The sequence below is a fragment of the Actinacidiphila epipremni genome, from assembly GCF_012034175.1.
GTDB classification, from domain to species: domain Bacteria; phylum Actinomycetota; class Actinomycetes; order Streptomycetales; family Streptomycetaceae; genus Actinacidiphila; species Actinacidiphila epipremni.
Genome location: NZ_JAATEJ010000001.1, coordinates 669,075 through 685,198, shown reverse-complemented (window position 1 = coordinate 685,198; position 16,124 = coordinate 669,075). Strand labels below are relative to the sequence as shown.

The 16,124-nt window shown below is 71.7% G+C and carries 14 protein-coding genes; 6 read left to right on the top strand and 8 right to left on the bottom strand.

The window, feature by feature from the left end; genetic code table 11:
* Positions 1 to 191: 191 nt before the first annotated feature.
* The 3 genes from HCN08_RS02915 to HCN08_RS02905 form a co-directional block, all read right to left on the bottom strand.
* Complete coding sequence (locus HCN08_RS02915; RefSeq protein ID WP_167981194.1) at positions 192 to 689, bottom strand: hypothetical protein; 498 nt, start codon at positions 687 to 689, stop codon at positions 192 to 194.
* A 4-nt stretch (positions 690 to 693) separates the two neighbouring features.
* On the bottom strand, positions 694 to 2,559 hold the full coding sequence (locus HCN08_RS02910) for an RHS repeat-associated core domain-containing protein (protein WP_167981193.1): 1,866 nt from the start codon (positions 2,557 to 2,559) through the stop codon (positions 694 to 696).
* Positions 2,560 to 2,775: 216 nt separating this feature from the next.
* Positions 2,776 to 4,047: a GH12 family glycosyl hydrolase domain-containing protein gene (locus tag HCN08_RS02905; protein ID WP_167981192.1), complete on the bottom strand. Its 1,272-nt coding sequence runs from the start codon at positions 4,045 to 4,047 to the stop codon at positions 2,776 to 2,778.
* 307 nt (positions 4,048 to 4,354) lie between these two features.
* On the opposite strand from HCN08_RS02905, the gene HCN08_RS02900 reads away from it, so the two are divergent.
* Complete coding sequence (locus HCN08_RS02900; RefSeq protein ID WP_206318198.1) at positions 4,355 to 5,761, top strand: PP2C family protein-serine/threonine phosphatase; 1,407 nt, start codon at positions 4,355 to 4,357, stop codon at positions 5,759 to 5,761.
* Between the two features lie 24 nt (positions 5,762 to 5,785).
* Here the strand turns inward: HCN08_RS02900 and HCN08_RS02895 are convergent, their stop codons facing one another.
* Entirely contained in the window at positions 5,786 to 6,748 is a 963-nt protein-coding gene (locus HCN08_RS02895; RefSeq protein WP_167981191.1) for a quinone oxidoreductase family protein, read from the bottom strand.
* 32 nt (positions 6,749 to 6,780) lie between these two features.
* Between HCN08_RS02895 and HCN08_RS02890 the strand changes: the two genes are divergently transcribed.
* From HCN08_RS02890 to HCN08_RS02875, 4 genes are all read left to right on the top strand, one after another.
* Positions 6,781 to 7,347: a MarR family winged helix-turn-helix transcriptional regulator gene (locus tag HCN08_RS02890; protein WP_240969671.1), complete on the top strand. Its 567-nt coding sequence runs from the start codon at positions 6,781 to 6,783 to the stop codon at positions 7,345 to 7,347.
* A gap of 86 nt (positions 7,348 to 7,433) precedes the next feature.
* On the top strand, positions 7,434 to 8,426 hold the full coding sequence (locus tag HCN08_RS02885) for an ABC transporter ATP-binding protein (protein WP_167981190.1): 993 nt from the start codon (positions 7,434 to 7,436) through the stop codon (positions 8,424 to 8,426).
* Entirely contained in the window at positions 8,426 to 9,157 is a 732-nt protein-coding gene (locus tag HCN08_RS02880) for an ABC transporter permease (protein WP_167981255.1), read from the top strand. The genes HCN08_RS02885 and HCN08_RS02880 overlap by 1 nt, the downstream gene beginning before the upstream one ends.
* 94 nt (positions 9,158 to 9,251) lie before the next feature.
* Complete coding sequence (locus HCN08_RS02875) at positions 9,252 to 10,499, top strand: sensor histidine kinase (RefSeq protein ID WP_167981189.1); 1,248 nt, start codon at positions 9,252 to 9,254, stop codon at positions 10,497 to 10,499.
* Positions 10,500 to 10,646: 147 nt separating this feature from the next.
* On the opposite strand, the gene HCN08_RS02870 is transcribed toward HCN08_RS02875, so the two are convergent.
* Positions 10,647 to 11,108 carry an ASCH domain-containing protein gene (locus HCN08_RS02870; RefSeq protein ID WP_167981188.1) on the bottom strand — a complete coding sequence of 154 codons (462 nt, stop codon included), beginning with the start codon at positions 11,106 to 11,108 and terminating at the stop codon, positions 10,647 to 10,649.
* Positions 11,109 to 11,268: 160 nt separating this feature from the next.
* Here HCN08_RS02870 and HCN08_RS02865 point away from each other — a divergent pair, with 160 nt between their 5' ends.
* Complete coding sequence (locus HCN08_RS02865; RefSeq protein WP_167981187.1) at positions 11,269 to 12,453, top strand: cytochrome P450 family protein; 1,185 nt, start codon at positions 11,269 to 11,271, stop codon at positions 12,451 to 12,453.
* 124 nt (positions 12,454 to 12,577) lie between these two features.
* Here HCN08_RS02865 and HCN08_RS02860 read toward each other — a convergent pair whose 3' ends face one another.
* The 3 genes from HCN08_RS02860 to HCN08_RS02850 form a co-directional block, all read right to left on the bottom strand.
* Positions 12,578 to 13,771 (bottom strand): SGNH/GDSL hydrolase family protein, encoded by a 1,194-nt coding sequence (locus HCN08_RS02860; protein ID WP_167981186.1) that lies wholly within the window; start codon positions 13,769 to 13,771, stop codon positions 12,578 to 12,580.
* Between the two features lie 49 nt (positions 13,772 to 13,820).
* On the bottom strand, positions 13,821 to 14,396 hold the full coding sequence (locus tag HCN08_RS02855; protein ID WP_167981185.1) for a TetR/AcrR family transcriptional regulator: 576 nt from the start codon (positions 14,394 to 14,396) through the stop codon (positions 13,821 to 13,823).
* Positions 14,397 to 14,546: 150 nt separating this feature from the next.
* The gene (locus HCN08_RS02850) at positions 14,547 to 16,028 is read right to left on the bottom strand and encodes an MFS transporter (protein ID WP_167981184.1); all 1,482 of its coding nucleotides are present in this window, start codon (positions 16,026 to 16,028) and stop codon (positions 14,547 to 14,549) included.
* Between the last annotated feature and the right edge of the window lie 96 nt (positions 16,029 to 16,124).

Here is a 16,124-nt window from a genome sequence, read left to right as displayed (position 1 = left end):
GAGTCGGTAGCCGGTTCTGCCGCCTGAGCGCGGGCGATGAGGGTGCCGACGTGCCCTGGGGTGGGTGCGTCGAGCACCTGGACGTCGATGTCTGTGAAGCTGGCGTAGCGGCGCCTCACCAAACCAAAATAGCAGGGAATTGTCGGTTGACTACACCAGCAGACCGGTCGACCGCAAGGGCCGACGCCATCTCACGCCAAACCAGAAAAGCCACCGTACTTTTTGAGTGGAATCCCTGGAATCTCAAGCTCGCCGACAACCTGGCGCGTTAGCCACGTTGGGACATCATCCGAGTACTCCTCCCACTCCGCCCACTGTCTATACCAAACACCGATATGCCAATCACCCCAACCAGAGGGGACAAGAAAGAAGGCGTCGCTTTGCGCAGAAAGAGCCCACAGGATTGCACCATCAGCAACAAACGGATACATCTCATACGGAATCTTCTGCGGATAAAGCTCCTGATAGAGCGGTGCCATTTGCGAGATTTGATCATGCATATTGGCCACTTGAGAATCGGGATGGAAGATCTTTATAAACCTTCCAATAATCCCCGGGCCATACAATGAGCAAAATTCCTTGTATTCGACGGGCAGTTGCCCCGTTGACGCTTCAATACCCTCCCAGGCATCCAACGAGGAATACTGGCGATAGTCGCCGAAAGCGTCAATCACACGGCGGGAAAGCACAGATTCAATCCCTTCTGCATTTTGACACTGGGGTCCGAGTATTGACTATAAAGCAATCATCGTCCACATCGCCTCGCGCGATTACCACTATGGAGCTCGGCGCCAGAGGATCCCTGCCAGAATACCTTGGGATCACCACCAGGTTCACGTGCCCTCCCGCCTTAAGGGACCGCTCAATCCTACCCTCAATCGTGTTGTACATGAGCTGATTGGCCGGCTGGTACATGGGAACGAAATTCTCTAGCACGTTTCCAGCGCCGCCGTACACTGACGCTATCAAATGCCCTCTCGCGGGCTCCGCCTCAAGATTGAAGAAGCCGTCCGGATCCACACCGGCATCTACCCTCTTTTTCCGGACATCGTCCTCAGACAATTGAGCCACAGCGCCCGTAGCCCGGCACCCTTCACCCCCCGGCGCCTCCTCCAGCGGCATATACTCAATATTTCTCCCCACTCCCACAGGACCATGGTCGCAAGGATCTTTCTCCTTATTCTTTCTCACCTCACATTCCTGAGTAACGACGCACACTGCGACTGCGGTGCTAGCGGCACTGACAGCAGCTGCGGCATTCCTGGCGAGATCACCAAGATCGGGGATGTTGATGTGAGTGGTGGGTGATGCGGCTACTGCACTGGAGTGGGTAGTGAGGGTGGCGCTGCCGATAGCCTTGGTCAGTTGCTCGGCTTTGTGTTTGATCGCTGCCGCTCGGGCTGCCGCCGCAGCCGCAGCGGCTGCAGCTATCGCGCGGGGGTTGAGGCCGTGCGGGGTGCGAGGGTGGGTCCCCTTCGGCGAACTCTCGGGGTTACCGAAATTGCTATCGCATGCGAGCGACCAAGCGCTTGCGCATCTGGCGTAGAACGAGGGCGCGGCGTATGGCTGATAGGTGTAAATCGGATTTGAGTAGACGCTGGAACTTGTCCAGGCAAAGTCGTCATATGCGGTGTGCGAGCTGGGCCCGCTGTGGCTTTGGTAGTACTTGTAGCCTACGTAGGCCCCACCGACTACGGCGATCCCTGCAGCAGTGGCCCACCCGACAGGATTCCAGTCATTTGCGCCGTTCGCGGCTTCTGCTCCTGCCACTCCTTCCAGGGCGTCGAGAGCTGCGGCCCAGTTGTGCCCCGTCGAGTCAGTGCCGTTCAAAGGGCTCGCGTTGCCGTAGGCGAAGGGGTTGGCGGCGGCCGATGTGCCGACTGCCGGGTTCTCGGCCGTGTCCGCCGAGATGAAGGTGCCGGTTGCCGGGGTGTACCAGCGGGCGTGCATGTTGACCTGGCCGGATGCCGGGTCGGTGTATTCGCTCTGATAGCCGATGCTGCCCGCGAGGGTGCTGGGAACGGTCGGGGTTCCCCAGGGGTCGTAGGCAGCGGAGCCGGTCAGGGCGGTGCCGTCCGGGGCGTATTCGCCGACCAGGTCGGTGTGGAGGTCGGTGAACGCCAGGGTGGCCGGGGCGGCCGACGGGGCGACCGCGACGAGGGAGCCGCCGGAGTCGTGGGTGTACGTGCCGGTGCCGTCCGCGGCGACGGTGTTGTCCTGTCCCGAATAGGCGAGCGGGGTGCCGCCTGCCGACGTGGCGCGACCCAGCGCATCGTAGCCGTAGGTGATGCCGCCGGCGCTGATCTCCTGTCCGAACGCGTCGAAGGCGGAGGCCGTGGTGAAGCCCGTCGTTGTGACGGTCGATCCCGTCGTGGTGCCGCGGGCGGTGTAGCCGTACGTGCTCGCGCCGTCCGAGACGAGAGGTTCGCACTGCCCTCGGGTGTCACGCCGAGCACCTACCTGGCGACGCTCGTCCAGATGCGGTGTTCCGTCGTCGTCACGGTCGGCGACGACTTGTGCCGGGCGTTCGGGACCGACTCCCCACCCGGCAACGCGCATTACATCGCTGTGTGCGGCCGACCGCCGGTCGGCTCACGCGTCACCGGCCTTGCCACGGACGCCGCCACGGCGACAGCCGTGTCCAAGGCGATCGTGGACGCGACCACGGGGAACCGGGCGAGGTGACGTGCCGCCTCGCGGCTTGGGGCTGGGCGGGAGGGGCATGGCGGGGCGCCGCCCGCGGTGGGGCGGGCGGCGCCGGGGTGGGGGGAAGGGTCAGGAGCAGGGGGTGCCGTTGAGGGTGAAGCTGGTCGGGGAGGCCGTGCTGCCGGTGGCGGAGCCCTGGAAGCCGAAGGACTGGGAGCCGCCGGCCGGGATGGCCGCGTTGTAGGAGAGGTTCGTGGCCGTGACGGCGCCGGAGGTGGGGCTCAGGGAGGCGTTCCAGGCGCTGGTGACGCTCTGGCCGGACGGCAGCGTGAAGCCGAGCTTCCAGCCGTTGACCGCGCTGGAGCCGGTGTTGGCGATCGTGACGTTCGCCGTGAAGCCGCCGTTCCAGGTCTGCGCCGCGTACGTCACCTTGCAGGACGAGGAGCCGTTGCCGCCCGTGCTGCCGCCGGTCTGGCCGCCGTTGGTGGTGCCGGAGGTCGTGCCGGACGTCGTGCCCGAGGTCGTACCGGACGTCGTACCGCTGGACGTACCGCCGTTGGTCGTGCCGGACGTCGTACCGCCGTTGGTGGTGCCGCCGTTGGTCGAGCCGCCGCCGGTGTTGACCGAGGACGAGAAGGAGTTGACGGCCAGGCCCGCGCCGTTCTGCCACGGCTCGAAGCCGGCCTGCACGCTGGTCAGGTACCAGTTGCTCTGCGCCAGGCCGCGGCTGATCGTCTCGTTCGCGAACGCCTTGACGTCGAAGCTCCAGCTGTCGATCGCCGAGGGCGCGACGAAGGAGATCACGTCGTTGCCGCCGTTGTTGCCGGTCCACACGTCCCAGCTGCGGCCGGCGACGTTCGCGGTGCCGACCTTGGAGCCGACCGGCTGGATCGAGCCGACATGGTTGAACCACACCATGATCTCGGTCTTGTTGACGCCGTCCGTCTTCGCGGTCGGGTCCAGCCAGATGTCGTAGGCCGCGTCGAAGACGGCGTTGCTGACGTAGCCGTACGAGATGCTGGTCGGCGCGCTGCTGATCGCGCTGAGCTGCGCGGGCAGGTTGGTGCCGGGCGAGCAGTTCTTGTAGTGGCAGCCGTTGTAGATCGACGGGTACGACTTGGGCGCGCCGTTGGTCGCGACCGAGCCGTCGGCCGTGGTGACCTGGAAACCGCTGCTGGTGACGTTGATGCACTGCTGCTCGGTGGTGCCCCAGCGGTTGTTCTGGACGACGTACTTGCCGCCGACGGTCGTCGAGCCGTACTGGTCGCAGATCTGGGTGTCGGCGTGCGCGGCGGGCGCGACGGTCAGGGTGACCAGGCCGCCGATGCCGAGGCCGAGGGCCGCGAGGGCGGCGACGGCCGTTCGGCGCGTGGAGCGGAGAGCTTGCCGTATCGACTTCATGCTTGTCCTTTCCGACAGGCACGGAGGTGGGGGGGATTGAGCAAGCGCGGTGCGGGCGGGCTCCGTTCGATCTCGTTTCGATCCGGGTTCGATGCCATTCGATCCGAGTGGGAGCGCTCCCACAACTGCTTCGAAACAAGGAAGGTAAGGGGCCGTCACGTGCGTGGCAAGAGTTACGTCAGTTTCCGCAGGTGGGGGCGGTGGCCGTCCGCGCGGCCAATGCGCTGTACGGGCGCAGTACGGGCGCGTCGCGGGTCGCCTGCGCGGGGCGGGGCGGCGGCGCGGGTTGACTCGCCGGTGGATGCGGATGCGGGAGGGAGGCGGCGGCGCGGTGGTGGCGACGGGCGGTGCGGACGGTACGGGCGCGGGCAGCGCGGACGGTACGGGCCGGGACGGCGCGGGCAGGGAGAGCGCGGGCGGCGGCGGCAGCGCGTCCGGCGGCGGCCACGGCAAGGGCGGCGGGCGCCGGGGCCCGGCTGCGGACACGCTGGACTACAAAGCGCTGTTCACCGCCGTCCCGGCGGCCTGCGTCGTCCTCGACCGCGACCTCCGCATCGTCACCCTCAACGAGGCGTATACGGAGGTCACCGGCCGGACGGCGGCGGAGCTGGCCGGCACGGACTTCTTCGAGGCCTATCCGCCCGACCCCGACGAGCCCACCTCGCAGGGCGCCGAGGCGCAGCGCCAGGGGCTGGAGCTGGCGCTGCGGACCGGCCGGCAGAACATGCTCCTGCTGCACCGTTTCGCGATCCCGAACCCCAACCGCCCCGGCGAGTTCGAGCCGCGCTGGTGGAACGTCACCAACCGGCCGATCATCGGCCCGGAGGGCCGGGTGGAGCTGATCGTCCACCGTATCGACGACGTCACGGCGTTCGTGCGGTGGGAGCGCGAGGGCGTCGAACCGGTCGCGGACGGCGAGCAGGTGAAGGCGCCGCGCGCGGAACTGTTCACCCGGGCGCGGGAGTTGCAGGAGGCCAACGCCCGGCTCCAGGAGATGACCAGCCGCACCCGGGATCTCGCGCTCACCCTCCAGCAGGCGATGCTCGCCACGCCCGACCTGGCCGACCACCCGGAGATCGCGGTGCGCTACCGCCCCGCGCTGCGCGAGCTGAACGCGTGCGGCGACTGGTACGACGTGGTCGATCTGCCGGGCGGGCGGCTCGGGTTGACGGTCGGGGACGTCGTCGGGCACGGCGTGGACGCGGCGAGCGTCATGGGCATGCTGCGCAGCGCGCTGAGCGCGGCGATGCGGGTCGCGGACGGGCCGAGCGGGGCGCTGGAGACGCTGGGGCTGTACGCGAGGGCGCAGAAGGGCGCGATGGCGACGACCACGTTCGCCTGCCAGGTGTATCCGGCCAGCAGGCTGCTGATGTACAGCAACGCCGGCCATCTGCCGCCGGTGCTGATGCGCGCGGACGGCTCGTACGTCTTCCTGGACGGCGCGACCGACCCGCCGCTGGGTGTGCGGTTCGAGCATGTGCCCAGACCCCAGGCGACGGTCGAATACCGGCGGGGCGACACGCTGGTGATGTACACGGACGGGCTGGTGGAGCGGCGCACCGAGGACATCGACGTCGGGCTGGACCGGCTGGTCGGGGCGATGCGCGGGATGCGGGGGCTGCCGCCGGAGGAGCTGGCGGACGGGCTGCTGGCGGAGATGGCGAATCCGGACGGGCAGCAGGACGACGTGTCGCTGATGGTGACCCGGCTGTGAGCGGGTCCCTTCCGGGGGTTGCGGTCAGGGTGTGAGGACGACGCGGTGGCCGGGCGCGGCGGGGGACGTCCACGCGGACTCGACGTCCTTGAGCGGTACGGGCACGGGGGTGACCGCCAGCCGCCCGGAGGTGATGTGGGCGGCGAGCGCGGGGAGTTCGGCGAGGATGCCGGCGGTGCTGACCGAGCCCTGGCCGCTGCCGGTGAGCTGGAGGGCGGCGCCGCGCAGCAGCGCGGAGGGCAGGGTGATGCCGGGGCCCGCGACCGCGCCGATCTGCACCCACGCGAGGGGCTTGGCGCGGTCGGGGCGGGCGGTGAGGACGGCGCGCATCGCGCTCTCGGTGACCGGGCCCCAGAGGTAGTCCAGGACGACGTCGGCGTCGCCTGCGTCACGGCCGAGGGCGTCGGCGGTCGCGGCCGGGTCGCCGGCCAGCGGGACGGTGGCGTCGGCGCCGAGGCCGGGCAGCAGGGCGAGCCGGGCGGCGTTACGGCCGGCGGCGACGACCTCGCCGGCGCCGAGGTGCTTGGCGATCTGGACGGCGAGCATGCCGGCGTTGCCGGTGGCGCCGAGGATCAGGACTTTGCCGCCGGGTTCGAGGTGGGCGCGGCGGCGCAGGGCGACCCAGGAGGACATGCCCGGGTTCATGGCCGCGGCGACCGCGACCGGGTCCGTACCGGCGGGCAGTACGACCGCGCGGCGGCGGTCGGCGAGGGCTTTGCCGGCCATCGTGCCGGGGACGTCGTCGGGGGCGACGAAGTAGAGGAGTTCGCCGTCCTCCGTGCGGCCGACGGCGTCGATGCCGGGGACGAAAGGGAGCTTGCCGGCGGAGGTGGTGTAGTGGCTGCCGTTCGCGTCCGAGCGGACGCGGGGGTGGAGGCCGGCGGCGAGGACGTCGACGAGGACGTGGTCCTCGGTGCGGGGGGTGGGGGCTTCGACGGTCTCGTAGCGGGGCGGGGCGTCGAAGGAGCGGACGAGGGCTGCGTGCATGGCGGGTCTCCGGGTGGTGATGGGGCCGGCGTATGGTTTGTGCCGCGTACTACTTCGACGGTAGTTTGTGGCACGTACTACGTCAAGCGCGGGTGGAGGAGGAGGTCGCGGTGGGTGCGAACGAGCTGTGGGGCGGGGAGGGCGGCGATCCGGAGGAGGTGCGGATGATGGACGCGGTGGTGCAGCTGTCGTTCGTCGTCCAGGCGGAACTGGCGCGGGTGGCGGCGGAGTTCGACCTCTCGGTGGTGCAGGCGCGGCTGCTGGGCATCCTGCGGGACCGCCGCCCCGGCATGCTGGAGCTGGCCCGGCACCTGGGCCTGGACAAGTCCTCCATGACCGGCCTGGTCACCCGAGCGGAACGCCGCGGCCTCGTCCGCCGCGAGCCCTCCCCGCACGACGGCCGCGCCGTCCTCGTCACCCTCACTCCCGAGGGCCGCGCCCTCACCACCCGCTGCGCGGCAGCCATCGCGACGTCCGTCGCCACACTTGCCTCCCGGCTCAGCCCGCAGGAGCGTGCGGTCTTCTCGGACCTGACGTCCAAGCTCCTGCCACCGGCCGCCGGCCCGGACGCGACAGCAACAGCCCCCTTGGTCCGGTGACGACCCGGGCCGCAGGACAAATGTCCTGGGCGGGCGGGGACAAACGGCGCTGCCTGCCGCGCAAGGGCGCGGCTTAGCTTCGGGGTATGACGGAAGCCGCGCGGTTTCGCGCTGTAGGGAAGAGGTTCGGGGCCGTCCAGGCGCTGAGGGGACTGGACCTGGGGATCGCCGCAGGCGAGACGCTCGCGCTGCTCGGGCGCAACGGCGCCGGGAAGTCGACGACGATCGCGCTGCTGCTGGGGCTGGACCGGCCCGACGACGGCGAGGTGGAGTTGTTCGGCGGGGTGCCGGAGGCGGCCGTGCGGGCCGGGCGGGTCGGGGCGATGCTGCAGGAGGGCCAGCCCGTGCCCCGGGCGACCGTAAAGGAACTGGTGAGCTTCGTCGCGTCGACGTATCCGCGGCCCCTGCCGTGGCGGGAGGCGCTGGAGCTCGCCGGGATCGGGGAGCTCGCGGAGCGGCGGGCGGACCGGCTGTCGGGCGGGCAGGCGCAGCGGCTGCGGTTCGCGCTGGCGGTGGCCGGCGGGCCCGAGCTGCTGGTGCTGGACGAGCCGACCGCCGCGCTGGACGTGGAGGCCCGGCGGGCGTTCTGGCGCTCGATGCGGGCGTACGCCGGGCGCGGCAACACCGTGCTGTTCTCGACGCACTACCTGGAGGAGGCGGACGGCAACGCCGACCGCATCGTCGTCCTGGACCAGGGCCGTACCGTCGCCGACGGCACCGGCGAGGCGATCAAGCGCGCGGTCGGCGCCACGCTCGTCGCGTTCGACCTGGCCGGCGGCAGTACGCGGGGCCTGCGCGGGCTGCCGGGCGTGCTCGCCCTGGAGGTACGCGGCGACCGCGCGGTGCTGCGCAGCTCCGACTCCGACGCCACCGTCCTCGCGCTGGCCGCCGCCGGCCTGGTGCGCGGCCTGTCGGTGACGCCCGCGAGCCTGGAGGACGCCTTCCTCACCCTCACCGCGCACGACAGCGCCGGCGCTGATGCCCGCACCGACGCCAGCGCCGGAGCAGGTACCGGCGCCGGAACAGGTACCGGCGCCACCCCCGACCCCGCCCAGTCCTACGAGGAGGCCGCCCGATGATGCTCGCCTACGTCCGGCTCGAAATCCGCCGCACCCTGCGGGACACCGGTTTCGTGATCGTCGGGATAGCCACCCCGCTGCTGATGTACGTGCTCTTCACCAACATCGGCGCGAGCGACAGCGCCAAGGACTCGATGGACTACGCCCGCTACTCGATGATCGGCATGGCCGCGTACGGCGCGCTCGGCGCGGCCCTCGCGGTGGGCCCGGGCGTCGCGGAGGACAAGGCGCGCGGCTGGCTGCGGCAGCTGCGGGTCACGCCGCTGAGCCCGTTCCAGGTGGTGGTGGGCCGGGCGCTGACCGCCGGCGTCACCGTACTGCCGGCGATCGTGTCGGTCTTCGCCGCCGGCGCCCTGGTCAACGGCGTGCGGCTCGCGGCGTGGCAGTGGGCCGCGGCGGCGGGCCTGATGTGGCTCGGCACGGTCCCGTTCACGTTGCTCGGCCTCGGCAACGGCTACGGCTTCAGCGCGCAGACCACCGGTGTGGTGAGCATGGCCAGCATGATGGGCCTGTCGGTCATCGGCGGTCTGTGGTTCCCGGTGGACGCCTTCCCGCACTGGCTGGCCTCGATCTCCCGCTGGACGCCGACCGCCCGCTTCGGCGATCTCGGCTGGAGCGTGCTGGCCCACCACGGCCCGGGGGCGGGGACGCTGTCCGTTCTTGCCCTTTGGCTGGTTCTTTTCGCCGGTTACGCTGTGTTCTCGTACCGGCGGAGCGCGCGGACCGTATGACCGTACGATCGTCGGCTCCCCGCCGGGCACCGGACCGACGCGCACACGACGGCGACGAGCGGGACGACGGGGACGACGGAGACGGGGACCGGGCATGGCATCGAACGAGACGCTGGACGACACACGGCGGCCGGCGGCGGACGCCTCCTGCCGCCGGGCCTGGTGGAAGCGCGGCCCCGCGGACTTCGAGCAGGAGATCGAGCACCTGAAGGCGCCGGACGGCGGGGCGCTCATCCCGTGGCTGCTGATGGTGATCGGCCCCGGCACGGACATCCTCAAGGGCGATGTGCCGCTGCCGTGGCTGGCCGGCGCCGGGCTCGCCGCCTTCTGCGTGCTGTACGTCGCCACGATCCGGACCGCCTTCGGCGAGCGCTGGAAGCGCGGACCGGTCCCGTACCAGCTGCTGTGGACGCTCGCCGGGCTCACGCTGGCGCTCGCGATCGGCTACGGCGGCAACTTCATGCTGCTGTTCGTGCTGGTGTCGCTGTGCGCGGGCAGCGCCTCGCGCAGCCGCCGGCATCTGGGGCTGGTGCTGATGCTGCTGAGCGCGTCGGCGGGGATCGTCTCGGGGATGCACCACGAGGGCTTCTGGAGCACGGCGAGCCTGGCGTACGGGACGTTCCTGTCGGGTTTCGTCGTGTCGGTGATCATCATGCTGTTCCAGGCGGTGGCGCAGCTGAAGTCGACCCGGCAGGAGCTGGCGCGCAACGCCGTCGCCGAGGAGCGGCTGCGTTTCTCGCGCGACCTGCACGATCTGCTGGGGCACACGCTGTCGGTGGTCGTGGTGAAGGCGGAGGCCGCGCGGCGGATCGCCGGGCGGGACCTGGACGCGGCGCTGACGCAGGTCGGCGACATCGAGGCGGTGGGGCGGCAGGCGCTCACCGAGATCCGCGAGGCCGTCACCGGCTACCGCGAGGGCAGCCTCGCCACCGAGCTGGACCGGGCCCGCTCGGCGCTGGCCGCCTCCGACATCGAGGTCGTGCTGCACGAGTCGGGCCCGCCGCTGCCGCCGCAGACCGAGGCGCTGCTGGGGTGGGTCGTACGGGAGGGCGTGACCAACGTCGTACGGCACAGTGGCGCGTCCCGGGCGCGGATCGAGCTGCACGCGGCGGAGGGGCAGGCGCGGCTGACGATCACCGACAACGGCCGCGGGCCGGCCGCCCCGGCGCCGCGGGCTGCTGGCGGGACGGCGACGCTGGAGTCGACGCGTACGGGGACGGGGCTGCGCGGCCTGACCGAGCGCCTGGCCGCGGCGGGCGGCTCCCTCACGACGGGCCCGGCGACGGCGGGCGGCTTCCGCGTCACGGCGGTGCTGCCCCTGGGCGAGGACACGCCGGCCTGAGGGGGCGGCGGCGGTACGGCGCGGGTCGTACGGGGCCGGGTCCCTGGGCGTACGCGCGGGGTCGTACGGCGCCGGTCGTACCCGGCGGGGCGTACACCGGGCGGTACAGGCGTACGCGCCGGGTCGTACGACGCGGGGGCCGGGCCGTCAGGCGCGCAGGTCGGCGACGACGCGGAAGCGTTCCAGCACCACCGGCGTGTCGTCGTCGACGGTGAAGTGCGGGTCGTCCAGGGCCGTGCGCATGTCCGGCCCGTGCCAGAAAGCCTCGTGGTCGCGCCGCCACTCGGCGAGCGTCGTGTGGCCCTCGCCCTCGTCCACCGCGTGCCCGAGGTCGACGTCCCCGAGCGGGACGACCCGCACCTCGGTGACCTCGACCACGGCGACGCTCTCCCCCGCCGAGTCCAGCACCAGGGAGCGCCGCCCGACCCGGGGCAGCTCCTCGCCCTCGTGCGCGTAGCCGGCGACGACGCCGGTGGTGGCCGTCTTGCTGCCGTCGAGCACCGCCGCGACCAGCCGGTCCCGCAGCTCGCCGGGGAAGCCCAGCTCCAGCGGGGGCAGGGCGGTGGGGTCGGCGGAGGGGTCGGCGGTGCGTCCGGCGTCATCGGTCATGGGCAGGAACCCTAGCGGGCGGCTGCCCGGGCCCGGAATCCCCCGGTTCGCTCATCCAGGGCAATTACGGAGTCGTGACGCCATCGGCCGTGCACGCCTCTGCCGCTACGTTGTGCGGTGCAGGACACAACCGTAGGCAGCATGTGGCTGGGGGCAGGGCATGGGTCGGACGCCTGAGCCGGCGGAGGCGCCGGTGGAGCTGGGCGGCGCGGAGTTCGCCGCGGATCCGTACGCGACGTACGAGCGGTTACGGGCCAAGGGGCCGGTGCACTGGGTGCGGGCCGCGGAGGTCGGGGAGACCTGGCTCGTCGTCGGGCACGAGGCGGCGCGGGAGGCGCTGGCGGACGGGCGGCTGTCGAAGGACCGCAGCGTCATGGCCGACCGCGGGGACGAGCCGCCGGCCCGGGCGAACATGCTGAACTCCGACCCGCCGCTGCACCCCCGGCTGCGCCGCCTGGTCGCGCGCGAGTTCACCACCCGGCGCGTCGCGGCGCTGCGACCGCGGGTGCAGCGCATCACCGACGAGCTGCTGGACGCAGCGATGAGCCGGCCGTCCGCGGACCTCGTCGAGGCGCTGGCCTTCCCGCTGCCGATGAACGTCATCTGCGAGCTGCTGGGCGTCCCGGACCTGGACCGGGAGACCTTCCGCAACTGGTCCAACGACTTCATCACCGGCGACCCGCACACCGAGCGCACCGCGATCGGCGCGATGTCGGTGTATCTGGCCGAGCTGATCGAGGCCAAGCGGGCCGGCGCCCCGGCCGACGACCTGCTCAGCGCGCTGATCAGGACCCGCGACGAGGACGGCGACAAGCTCTCGGCGGACGAGCTGGTCGGCATGGCCTTCCTGCTGCTGATAGCCGGCCACGAGACGACGGTGAACCTCATCACCAACGGCGTGCTCGCCCTGCTCCGGCACCCCGACCAGCTCGCCGCGCTACGCGCCGACCCCGGCCTGATCGACGGCGCCGTCGAGGAGATGCTGCGCTACGACGGCCCGGTGGAGACCACGACCTGGCGCTTTGCCCGCGAACCGCTCACCATCGGCGGCACGCACATCGCCCGCGGCGACTCCGTCCTGGTCTCGCTGGCCGCCGCAGACCGCGACCCGCAGCGCTTCCCCGAGCCCGACACGTTCGACATCCTCCGCCCTCCGCAGGGCAACATCGCCTTCGGCCACGGCATCCACTACTGCCTCGGCGCCCCGCTGGCCCGCCTGGAGGCCAAGGTCGCCATCCCCACCCTGCTCGCCCGCGCCCCCGGCCTCACCCTCGCCGCCGAACCCCCCGCCTGGCGCCAGGGCCTCATCGTCCGCGGCCCGACGACGCTGCACGTCCGCTTCTGAGCGGCGCGCAGAGCCGCGCGGTTCACCCGCCGGGCCAGGCGGCGACCACCCCCTCGGGGCCCCGGACCCCGTCCACCACGCCGGGCGGCAGGGTCGTGCCGGAACGGGAGGGTCCGAGGGTCGGTCACGCAGCGTGTTCGGCGAAGGGGCCGCCGGGCGTGAAGGCGAGGCGGGTGAAGTTGGCGGCGATGCGGTGGTGGCCGGGGTCGTCGGGGTGGAGGCCGTCGGGGAGGGGGAGTTCGGCGTGGTCCTCGGGGCCGTAGAGGGCGAGGCCGTCGAGGTAGTGGAGGTGGGGGTCGTCGGGGGTGCGGGCGGTGACGACGGCGGCGAGGGCTTCCCGGACGGCGGTGAGGGTGAGGCGGCCGGCGGCGCGCTCGGCGGGGTCGCCGAGGGCCTTGAAGCGGAGGGTGCCGTCGGCGAAGTCGGGGGCGAGGGGGCCGGGGGTGTCCTCCTGGACCGGGCACAGGATCGGCGAGACGACGAGGAGGGGCGTCGTCGGGTGGCCCTCGCGGAGGGTGTCGAGGAAGCCGTGGACGGCGGGCGTGAAGGCGCGCAGCCGCATGAGGTCGGCGTTGACGACGTTGATGCCGAGCTTGACGCTGATCAGGTCCGCGGGGGTGTCGCGCATGGCGCGGGCGGTGAAGGGGTCGACCAGGGCGCTGCCGCTGAAGCCCAGGTTGACCAGCTCCACACCGCCGGACGCGGCGGCCAGGGCGGGCCATATGGCGGTGGGGCGGGTGGCGTTGGAGCCGTGGCTGATGGAGCTGCCGTGGTGCAGCCACACCCGGCGCCCGGCGGCCCGGGCCGGTTCGACGGGGGCGTCGGTGCGCAGGGCGATCAGCTCGGTGATCTCGGTGTGCGGGAGCCAGATCTCGACGTCCTTGTCGCCCCCCGGTAGCCCGGCGAACCGGGCGGTGCCGGGCTGGCCCTCGGTCAGCTCGGCGGTCTGGGTGAACATGTCGGTGATCGTGCGCAGGTTGCCGCCGGGCACGGTGGCCCGGCCTGCGGGGACGCCGTCGACGAGCAGGTCGTAGACGCCGTCCGGCGGGGGCGGGAAGCCCTGGTAGACGCGCTTGGTGGGGAGTGTGTCGAGCTCGACGACGGTGGCCCGGGTGCGGAAGGCCAGCCGTACGCCGGAGGGCTGGGCCTCGGCGACGGCGAGCTGGTCGTCGGGGATCTGCCGGCGGGCCCGGGCGGTCAGCCGGTGCGGGAGCAGGCCGTGCGCGGTCGCCTCGACGTCGAGGTGGCCGCGGAGCAGGTCCGCGGTGACGGGGGTGGTGACGGTGGGGCTCTTGCCGTGGTGGTGCTGGGGGTTCATTGCCTCTGCCTGGTGCTTGTCGGGGGTGTATGGGGCGGGCCGGGGCGGGTCAGGGGGTGGTGGCCGCCCGGCCGCGCAGCAGGAGGTCGAGGGAGTCGACCATCCAGGCCCACGACTCCTGCGGGCCCGGGGCACTGTGGGCGAAGCCGCCGGCGGCCTCCAGGCTGATGTAGCCGTGGAAGGCGCTGCCGAGCATGCGGACGGCGTGCGTCGCGTCGGGCTCGGCGAGGTCGTAGCCGCGCAGGATCGCCCGGGCCGTCTGCGCGTGCCGCACACCGGCGCTCGCGGCTGCGGTGGCGGGGTCGAGGCGGAAGCGGGCGGCGTCGTAGCGGCCGGGGTGCTCGTGGGCGTAACGGCGGTACGCGTCTGCGAAGGCGGTGAGCGCGTCCTTGCCGGCCCGCCCCGCGACCGCGTCGGAGACCCGGTCGGCCAGCTCCGCGAGGGCGTACAGCGCGATGCGGGTCTTGAGGTCGTGCGAGCTCTTGACGTGCGAGTACAGGCTCGCGACCTTGACGTCGAACCGCCGGGCGAGCGCGGAGACGGTCACCTGGTCGAAGCCGACCTCGTCCGCCAGCTCCGCTCCCGCGCGCGCCAGCCGCTCCGGGGTCAGTCCCGCTCTCACCATGGGCTTGCCTCCTTTTGCCTACAGCCATCTTGCCCTTGCCTAATAGCTTTAGGCAAGTGGGGACGAGGTGTAGGCGACGGACTCCGGAGGCGGTAGGGCCCTGGGGCCTTGGCCGGGTCCTGGGAGGAGGCCCTGAAGGGGTGGCAGGCCCTAAAGGCAGTTGTCGTCCCGCTGCGTCTCCTTGCCCCGCCGCACGGCGGCCAGCAGCGGCGGTGAGTCCCAGCCGGGCTGCTCGCCGCTCATCCACGCCGGTACGGAAGGGTGCGGCGGCCGTCGTACGCCGCCGAGCGCGTACAGCGCCGCCCCGATCACCGCGCCGGCGCAGGTGATCGCGAAGCAGACCCACAGCGCCGTACGGGTGCCCGAGGCCAGGCCGCCGCCGACCGTCGCGGCGACGTACACCAGGACCGGCGCGACCATGAACGCCGCGACCGCCCGGACCAGCTCGATGATCGCGAAGACCCGCTGCACATTGTTGGAGCGCAGCGAGAAGCCGGCGATGAACAGCGCCGGCACGACGGAGGAGCCCACGCCGACGCCGACGAAGCCCGAGCCGACGGAGGTCAGGACGCCGGTGGGCGGCGAGGCGGCGTTCATCAGCACGACGCCCACGGCGAGGAAGGCCAGGCCGACCAGGACGAAGTAGTGCAGGAGGTGGGTGCGGAAGACGGTGCCGAAGACGAACGCGGCGAGCACCGCGCCGCCGAACTCGGGCAGGTAGAGCAGGCCGAGGTGCAGCGGGCTCATGGTGGGCGCGAGGCCGGTCAGCGTCAGCGAGATCGCCGAGACCGACGCGGCGGCGGCGCACACGGCCGCGACGATGCCGGCGACCGGCAGCGTGCTGACCAGGCTGGCCACACACAGCAGCGGGTTCCTGCTCAGGTACTCGTGGACGAAGAGGATCACGATGAGCAGCAGCCCGCCCAGCAGCGGGCCGCTCGCGACGGGGTCGAGGAAGCGGTGGGTGGTCAGCTCGGAGGCGCCGAAGAAGGCCGCGGCGCAGCCGGCGGAGGCCAGGACGAGGGCGATCCAGTCGATCCTGGCGCCTTTGTTCGCCGGCGGGACCTCCTGGTACGTCACGACGGAGAGGATCAGCGCGGCCACCGCGATGCCGGCGATGACCCAGAAGAGCGGACGCCATCCGTGGGCGTCGGCCTGGATGCCGCCGACGACCGGGCCGAGCGCGACGGCGCCGAAGATGCAGACGTTCAGGACGATGACGGTCGTGCGCAGGCGGGACGCCGGATACCCGATGATGAGCGGCGGCACGGCCGCGATGAGGAGCAGGCTGGTGCACAGGCCCTGGAGGATGTGCCCGGTGATGAACATGCCCGGCCCGGTCGCGGCGGCGGTGAGCACGGAGCCGACGACCAGCACGATGCCGTAGACCAGGAGCATCCGCCGCTGCGGGAGGTGCTGCGCGAACTGCACGGCCAGGACGGTGCCGAACGCGTACCCGGCGTTCGCCATGCCCTCGGTGATGCTGAACGTCTGGGCGCTCATGTGGAGGTCGCGGGTGATGATCGGCGTGATGGGCCCCAGCGCGGCGGAGAGCGCGAGGAAGGGCACCAGGGCGAAGACGACCATTGTCGCCACCGCGGGATAGTGCCGGGCCAGCGGACCGTGGCGCATCGGGCGTTTTCTCCTCGTTCGACGGGAAATGAGAGCTTTCCCCATCGTGGGCCGCCCGTACCCCGTCCCCACCCTCCGGCACGCCGAACGGCCCCG

Excerpts from the sequence above, each read along its gene's own strand:
- HCN08_RS02865 (WP_167981187.1), top strand. The coding sequence starts at position 11,269 with ATGGGTCGGACGCCTGAGCCGGCGGAGGCGCCGGTGGAGCTGGGCGGC.
- HCN08_RS02890 (WP_240969671.1), top strand. The coding sequence starts at position 6,781 with ATGGTTTGTGCCGCGTACTACTTCGACGGTAGTTTGTGGCACGTACTA.
- HCN08_RS02905 (WP_167981192.1), bottom strand. The coding sequence starts at position 4,047 with ATGAAGTCGATACGGCAAGCTCTCCGCTCCACGCGCCGAACGGCCGTC.
- HCN08_RS02870 (WP_167981188.1), bottom strand. The coding sequence starts at position 11,108 with ATGACCGATGACGCCGGACGCACCGCCGACCCCTCCGCCGACCCCACC.
- HCN08_RS02850 (WP_167981184.1), bottom strand. The coding sequence starts at position 16,028 with ATGCGCCACGGTCCGCTGGCCCGGCACTATCCCGCGGTGGCGACAATG.
- HCN08_RS02860 (WP_167981186.1), bottom strand. The coding sequence starts at position 13,771 with ATGAACCCCCAGCACCACCACGGCAAGAGCCCCACCGTCACCACCCCC.
- HCN08_RS02900 (WP_206318198.1), top strand. The coding sequence starts at position 4,355 with ATGCGGGAGGGAGGCGGCGGCGCGGTGGTGGCGACGGGCGGTGCGGAC.
- HCN08_RS02875 (WP_167981189.1), top strand. The coding sequence starts at position 9,252 with ATGGCATCGAACGAGACGCTGGACGACACACGGCGGCCGGCGGCGGAC.
- HCN08_RS02855 (WP_167981185.1), bottom strand. The coding sequence starts at position 14,396 with ATGGTGAGAGCGGGACTGACCCCGGAGCGGCTGGCGCGCGCGGGAGCG.
- HCN08_RS02910 (WP_167981193.1), bottom strand. The coding sequence starts at position 2,559 with ATGCGCGTTGCCGGGTGGGGAGTCGGTCCCGAACGCCCGGCACAAGTC.
- HCN08_RS02880 (WP_167981255.1), top strand. The coding sequence starts at position 8,426 with ATGCTCGCCTACGTCCGGCTCGAAATCCGCCGCACCCTGCGGGACACC.
- HCN08_RS02895 (WP_167981191.1), bottom strand. The coding sequence starts at position 6,748 with ATGCACGCAGCCCTCGTCCGCTCCTTCGACGCCCCGCCCCGCTACGAG.
- HCN08_RS02885 (WP_167981190.1), top strand. The coding sequence starts at position 7,434 with ATGACGGAAGCCGCGCGGTTTCGCGCTGTAGGGAAGAGGTTCGGGGCC.